4 protein-coding genes are annotated in these 6,159 nt (G+C 67.9%); 3 read left to right on the top strand and 1 reads right to left on the bottom strand.

All coding sequences use genetic code 11. The features are described 5' to 3' along the window. Window positions 1-59: 59 nt before the first annotated feature. Window positions 60-1,460: a choice-of-anchor A family protein gene (locus ACFWFR_RS16525; protein WP_377623681.1), complete on the bottom strand. Its 1,401-nt coding sequence runs from the start codon at window positions 1,458-1,460 to the stop codon at window positions 60-62. 239 nt (window positions 1,461-1,699) lie between these two features. Between ACFWFR_RS16525 and uvrB the strand changes: the two genes are divergently transcribed. The 3 genes from uvrB to ACFWFR_RS16510 all read left to right on the top strand — a co-directional run bounded on the left by uvrB (window position 1,700) and on the right by ACFWFR_RS16510 (window position 6,101). Continuing rightward, window positions 1,700-3,796 carry an excinuclease ABC subunit UvrB gene (gene uvrB, locus ACFWFR_RS16520; RefSeq protein ID WP_191805761.1) on the top strand — a complete coding sequence of 699 codons (2,097 nt, stop codon included), beginning with the start codon at window positions 1,700-1,702 and terminating at the stop codon, window positions 3,794-3,796. Window positions 3,797-4,089: 293 nt separating this feature from the next. Further along, the gene (locus ACFWFR_RS16515; protein WP_377623680.1) at window positions 4,090-5,088 is read left to right on the top strand and encodes a TerC family protein; all 999 of its coding nucleotides are present in this window, start codon (window positions 4,090-4,092) and stop codon (window positions 5,086-5,088) included. After that, entirely contained in the window at window positions 5,088-6,101 is a 1,014-nt protein-coding gene (locus ACFWFR_RS16510) for a TerC family protein (protein WP_191805763.1), read from the top strand. The genes ACFWFR_RS16515 and ACFWFR_RS16510 overlap by 1 nt, the downstream gene beginning before the upstream one ends. The last annotated feature ends 58 nt before the right edge of the window (window positions 6,102-6,159 follow it).

The following is a 6,159-nucleotide window of genomic DNA, read 5'->3' as shown; positions in this document are numbered from 1 at the left end:
GGCCCCAGGATGATCCCTGGGGCCCGTGGCGTGTCAGGTGTCCTTCGGAAGTACGGTGCTCAGCTCGTGGCGCGGCGCCGAGCCAACACGACGAGACCCGCGCCGGCGCCCAGGAGCACGACGGAGATCAGGACGACGAGGGCCGTACGCGCCCCCGTGCTCGCGAGCCCGCGCTCGTCCTCGGCCGAGGGGGAGGGAGTCGAGGACCGGTCGGACGGCGTCGCGGTGCTGTCGGCAGGCGGTGTGGTGGCCGGGGGAGAGGCCTTCTCGGTAGGCGTCGTGGTCTCGTCCGTGGGAGGAGTGCTCTCGCGAGGCGCGGGCTCCTCGGGAACGTCCTTGTCGACCGGCGGGGTGGTCGACGTCGGAGGGACGACGAGAGGCGTGGAGGGCTCGGGGTCGCAACCGAGCGACGTCAGGCCGATCCACGGGTAGTTGTGGTGCTCGAGCCCGCTGCCGCCGTTCCCACCGAACGTCAGGTCGCCGCCGACCCAGAGCCGGCCGTTGGTGCTCGTGCTCTGGACGACCTTGACCGAGGGCTTCGGGGCGAGGATCGATCCGACGGTCTGGCTGTTGCCCGAGAGGGTGAGCGACGTGGCGTCGGGGAAGTTCCACAGGATCCGGGGCGCCCACGTCCCCAGGGCGGTGAACGTGTCGATCCGCTGGCCGATCGACTCCGCTGCGGTGTGGACCATCGTGAAGTCGACCGTGCTGCCCGAGACGTTGACGACGATCGGGGCCGAGGTGCCGACGTTCGCGAAGACGAGCGTGCCGTTCGTCTTCTTGAGCTCCTGGGCCGTCAGGGAGAAGACCTGCGGGGCGCTGGTCCCGTCGCCCGTGAGCGACGCGAACCCGCCGGTCGTGCCGAGCGAGCCCGTCGCGGTGAGCGCGGCGAGGTCGGCGGAGGCCGTCCTGAGGAGGGAGCTGGCGGCCTTGGCGCTCGAGGCGGGTGCGGAGCTGTCGGGCTTCCGGACACCGCCGTTGAGCTCCATGGCCCCGCTGATCGAGCCCGTGGCCGCCACGTTGCCACCCTGGGCGATCCCGTGCCCGACGTCGATGCGTCCGTTCGAGACGGAGACGCCGCCGTCCGCGACCAGCATGTCGCTCCCGCCGGGCGGGACGATCTGGGACCCGCCGCCGGCGCGGCCGAAGTTCATCAGGCCACCCGTCGCGATGTCGATGCTGCCTCCGGCCAGGAGGACCCCTTCCGACTCGGCGGCGCCGGGCCGGGCGGCGTAGTCGCCCCCGACGAAGACTGCGACGCCCGCGTCGGTGAAGGCGGGGCCGCCGGTCGAGATCCCTGGCAGGGTGCTCGACGGCGTGCACACGGGGGTGGCGGCCAGGGGCGAGGCGACCGCAGCCGGAGCGCCGGCGAGACCGACCAGTCCGGTGGTCAGCGCGCCGGTGACGAGCGCGCCGAGAAGGGAGCGCCGGGGTGTCCGGCGCGTCGTGCTGAGGAACATCGATGTCTCCGGGAGGGGGTCGTGGACGCGAAAGTAAGTTCTGTGTACAAATCCGGGCCAGATGTATCCATCGACGTCTGTTTTGTCGGGGATCGCACGGGATGGCAAGGATTACGGGCACACTAGGGCGCTCCTTCGCGACACGCCAAATTTCCGGCCGGGTGAATGTCGCCCCGCCGTGCGAGGGGCGTGAGAGGGCTGCTGGGCCGAGTGTCGGTGGTTCGCCGTACCGTGGACTCATGCGACCTGTCACCGATCTCCAGCGCACCGTCGCCCCCTTCGAGGTCATCTCCGACTACACGCCCTCGGGCGACCAGCCGACGGCCATCGCCGAGCTCTCCGAGCGGTTGCGGGCGGGGGAGAAGGACGTGGTGCTGCTCGGCGCGACCGGGACCGGCAAGTCCGCGACGACGGCCTGGCTGATCGAGGAGCTGCAGCGGCCCACGCTGGTCATGGCACCGAACAAGACGCTGGCCGCCCAGCTGGCGACCGAGTTCCGTGAGCTGCTGCCCAACAACGCGGTCGAGTACTTCGTCTCGTACTACGACTACTACCAGCCCGAGGCGTACATCGCCCAGACGGACACCTACATCGAGAAGGACTCGTCGATCAACGACGAGGTCGAACGCCTGCGGCACTCCGCGACCTCGTCGCTGCTGACGCGCCGTGACGTCGTCGTCGTGGCGTCGGTGTCGTGCATCTACGGTCTGGGCACACCGCAGGAGTACGTCGACCGCATGGTCCGTCTCGACGTCGGAGACCAGGTCGAGCGGGACGTGATGCTCCGCCAGTTCGTCACCATGCAGTACACGCGCAACGACATGGCGTTCACGCGTGGCACGTTCCGCGTGCGGGGCGACACGGTCGAGATCATCCCCGTGTACGAGGAGCTCGCGATCCGCATCGAGTTCTTCGGTGACGAGATCGAGGCCATCCACCTGCTGCACCCGCTCACGGGGGAGGTCGTGCGGTCGGAGACGAGCGTCAACCTGTTCCCCGCGACGCACTACGTCGCCGGCCCGGAGCGCATGGAACGGGCGATCACCTCGATCGAGGCCGAGCTCGAGCAGCGGCTGGCCGAGCTCGAGCGGCAGAACAAGCTGCTCGAGGCCCAGCGCTTGCGCATGCGCACCACGTACGACATCGAGATGATGCGCCAGATCGGGTCGTGCTCCGGGATCGAGAACTACTCGCGGCACATCGACGGCCGTGAGGCCGGCACGGCCCCCCACACGCTCCTCGACTACTTCCCCGAGGACTTCCTCCTCGTGATCGACGAGTCGCACGTGACGGTGCCCCAGATCGGGGCCATGTTCGAGGGGGACATGTCGCGCAAGCGCAACCTCGTCGACCACGGGTTCCGTCTGCCGAGCGCCATGGACAACAGGCCCTTGCGCTGGGAGGAGTTCGTCGAGCGGATCGGGCAGACGGTCTACCTGTCGGCGACGCCCGGGAAGTACGAGCTCTCGATGTCGGACGGGGTCGTCGAGCAGATCATCCGTCCCACGGGACTCGTCGACCCGGAGATCGTGGTCAAGCCGACCACGGGCCAGATCGACGACCTGCTCCACGAGATCCGCGAACGGGTCGAGCGCAACGAGCGGGTCCTGGTCACGACGCTCACCAAGAAGATGTCCGAGGACCTCACGGACTACTTCCTGGAGCGGGACGTGCGTGTCCGCTACCTGCACTCGGAGGTGGACACGCTGCGCCGTGTCGAGCTGCTCCGCGAGCTCCGCCTGGGTGAGTACGACGTCCTGGTCGGCATCAACTTGCTCCGCGAGGGGCTGGACCTCCCGGAGGTCTCGCTCGTCGCGATCCTGGACGCCGACAAGGAGGGCTTCCTGCGGTCAGGGACGTCGCTCATCCAGACGATCGGGCGTGCGGCCCGCAACGTCTCGGGCCAGGTGCACATGTACGCGGACAAGATCACCCCGGCCATGGCGCAGGCGATCGAGGAGACCACCCGACGCCGCGAGAAGCAGGTGGCTTACAACCTGGAGCACGGGGTGGACCCCACCCCGCTGCGCAAGAAGATCGCCGACGTCACGGACATGCTCGCGCGCGAGGACATCGACACGCAGGAGCTCCTCGCGGGTGGCTACCGGCAGCCGGGCAAGGGCAAGGCCCCCGTGCCGGCAGGGGGCAAGGCGGGTGCGGCCACCAACCGGCTCGCCGGGGTCGCCGCGGGCGAGCTCGCCGACCTGATCCAGGAGCTGAGCGACCAGATGCACGGAGCGGCGGCCGAGCTCCAGTTCGAGCTCGCCGCCCGGCTGCGCGACGAGATCTCCGGCCTCAAGAAGGAGCTGCGCCAGATGCACTCCGCGACCGCCTGACCGGTTCCGCGGGCCGGCCCCGGGTGCGGCGGCCCGGCCTGCGGGATGATCCGGCTGCCCGTGACGGTTGTGGAAGGCGTGGGCGACTCGCGGTGGCGATGGCCTATGCTTGCTCGGTTGAAGGGGAGTATTCCCGAACACGGTGATGTCGTCATCACGGTCGACGCAATCGTCGGCCCGGTGTCACCGGTCCAGCACGGCCACCTCTCGCGACCGCCCTCGGGCAGGTCGGTGGCCAGACGTGGGCGGAAGAGACCTTCGGTACTCAGTGCTACGTACCGGAGGTATGTGTGATGGATGTTCCTGTCTGGATGTGGGTCGCGACGGTCGGCGTGATCGTCGCGATGCTGGCCTTCGACTTCGTGGGTCACGTCCGCACCCCGCACGCCCCGACCCTCAAGGAAGCCTCGTGGTGGTCGGCCGGCTACGTCGGTATCGCGATCCTCTTCGGTGTCGGGATCTGGGCCTACTTCGGCTCGGTCTACGGCGGCGAGTACTTCGCCGGGTACATCACCGAGAAGAGCCTGTCGGTCGACAACCTCTTCGTGTTCGTCCTCATCATGACGAGCTTCCGGGTGCCCAGGCTGTACCAGCAGAAGGTCCTGCTGATCGGCATCACCATCGCCCTGGTCCTGCGCACGATCTTCATCTTCCTGGGCGCCGCGCTCATCGAGAACTTCAGCTGGGTCTTCTACATCTTCGGCGCCTTCCTCATCTACACGGCCTACGCGCAGATCAAGAGCGCGCGGTCGCACGAGGAGGAGGAGTACAAGGAGAACGCGGTCCTGCGCCTCACGCGCCGCATCTTCCCGACGACGGACGCGTACGTCGAGGACAAGATGTTCACGACGATCTCCGGCAAGCGCTACATCACCCCCATGCTCATCGTGATGATCGCGATCGGCAGCGCCGACCTCCTGTTCGCGGTCGACTCGATCCCCGCGATCTTCGGCCTGACGCAGGAGACCTTCCTGGTCTTCGCGGCCAACGCGTTCTCGCTCCTGGGCCTGCGCCAGCTCTACTTCCTCATCGACGGTCTGCTCGACCGTCTCGTCTACCTCGCGTGGGGCCTGGCGGCGATCCTCGGCTTCATCGGGATCAAGCTCCTCATCCACGCGATGCACACCAACGAGATCCCGTTCATCAACGGCGGTGAGCACATCACCTTCGTGCCGGAGATCTCGACCGCCGTCTCGCTCAGCTTCATCGTGGTGACCCTCGCGATCACGACGGTCGCGAGCCTCGCGAAGGACCGTAGCGACCGTCGTCGCCTGGAGAAGGAAACCTACTGATGCAGCACGAGCTCCCGTTCTGGTTCGAGGCGGCGTCCCTGACGTCCCTCGTCGTCCTCCTGCTCGTCGACCTGGTGATCGTGGGCAGACGCCCGCACGTGCCGTCGATGAAGGAGAGCGGCCTGTGGGTGGCGTTCTACGTCGCCCTGGCACTGGTCTTCGGTGGGCTCGTGGCTCTCGTGGGCGGGAGCGCGCCTGCTGTCGAGTTCTACGCAGGCTGGCTCACGGAGTACAGCCTGTCGGTCGACAACCTCTTCGTGTTCGTCATCATCATGACGAGGTTCGCCGTACCGCGAGAGCACCAGCAGAAGGTCCTCATGGTGGGGATCATCGTGGCGCTCGTGCTGCGCGGAGCCTTCATCCTGGCGGGCGCCGCGATCATCGCGCAGTTCGTGTGGGTGTTCTACCTGTTCGGCGCGTTCCTGATCTACACCGCGATCAAGCTGGTCGCGGGTGGGGACGAGCCGGAGGAGTACCAGGAGAACCGGCTGATCCGTTCGCTGCGGCGGGTGCTTCCCCTGTCGCAGACGTACGACGGCGGCAGGCTGCGGACCGTGGTGGACGGCAAGAAGCTCTTCACGCCCATGCTCATCGTGTTCCTCGCGATCGGCAGCACGGACCTGCTGTTCGCGTTCGACTCGATCCCCGCGATCTTCGGCCTGACGCAGGACCCGTTCATCGTGTTCACGACGAACGTCTTCGCGCTCATGGGGCTCCGCCAGCTCTACTTCCTGCTGGGTGGGCTGCTCGAGCGCCTGGTCTACCTGCCGATCGGTCTGGCGGTGATCCTGGGCTTCATCGGGGTCAAGCTGATCCTCGAGGCGCTGCACGAGAACACGCTGCCGTTCATCAACGGCGGGCAGCACATCGAGGCCGTCCCCACGGTCCCGATCTGGCTCTCGCTCGTGGTGATCGTGGGGGCGCTGGGAGTCACCACGGTGGCGAGCCTGCTGCGCACGCGCGGCCAGGACAAGGCGGAACCCGTGTCCGACGACGTCGACGTGGCCTCCTAGCCCGGCTCGCCCGGGCGTACTCGTGGCCCGGTGCACGACGGCCCGCCTCCCCTCGGGG

Source organism: Oerskovia sp. NPDC060287, assembly GCF_042726775.1.
GTDB lineage: Bacteria > Actinomycetota > Actinomycetes > Actinomycetales > Cellulomonadaceae > Oerskovia > Oerskovia merdavium.
This window is presented reverse-complemented; position numbering and strand designations above follow the sequence as displayed.

Coding starts and splice junctions, on each gene's coding strand:
- ACFWFR_RS16525 (WP_377623681.1), bottom strand. CDS start 1,460: ATGTTCCTCAGCACGACGCGCCGGACACCCCGGCGCTCCCTTCTCGGC.
- uvrB (WP_191805761.1), top strand. CDS start 1,700: ATGCGACCTGTCACCGATCTCCAGCGCACCGTCGCCCCCTTCGAGGTC.
- ACFWFR_RS16515 (WP_377623680.1), top strand. CDS start 4,090: ATGGATGTTCCTGTCTGGATGTGGGTCGCGACGGTCGGCGTGATCGTC.
- ACFWFR_RS16510 (WP_191805763.1), top strand. CDS start 5,088: ATGCAGCACGAGCTCCCGTTCTGGTTCGAGGCGGCGTCCCTGACGTCC.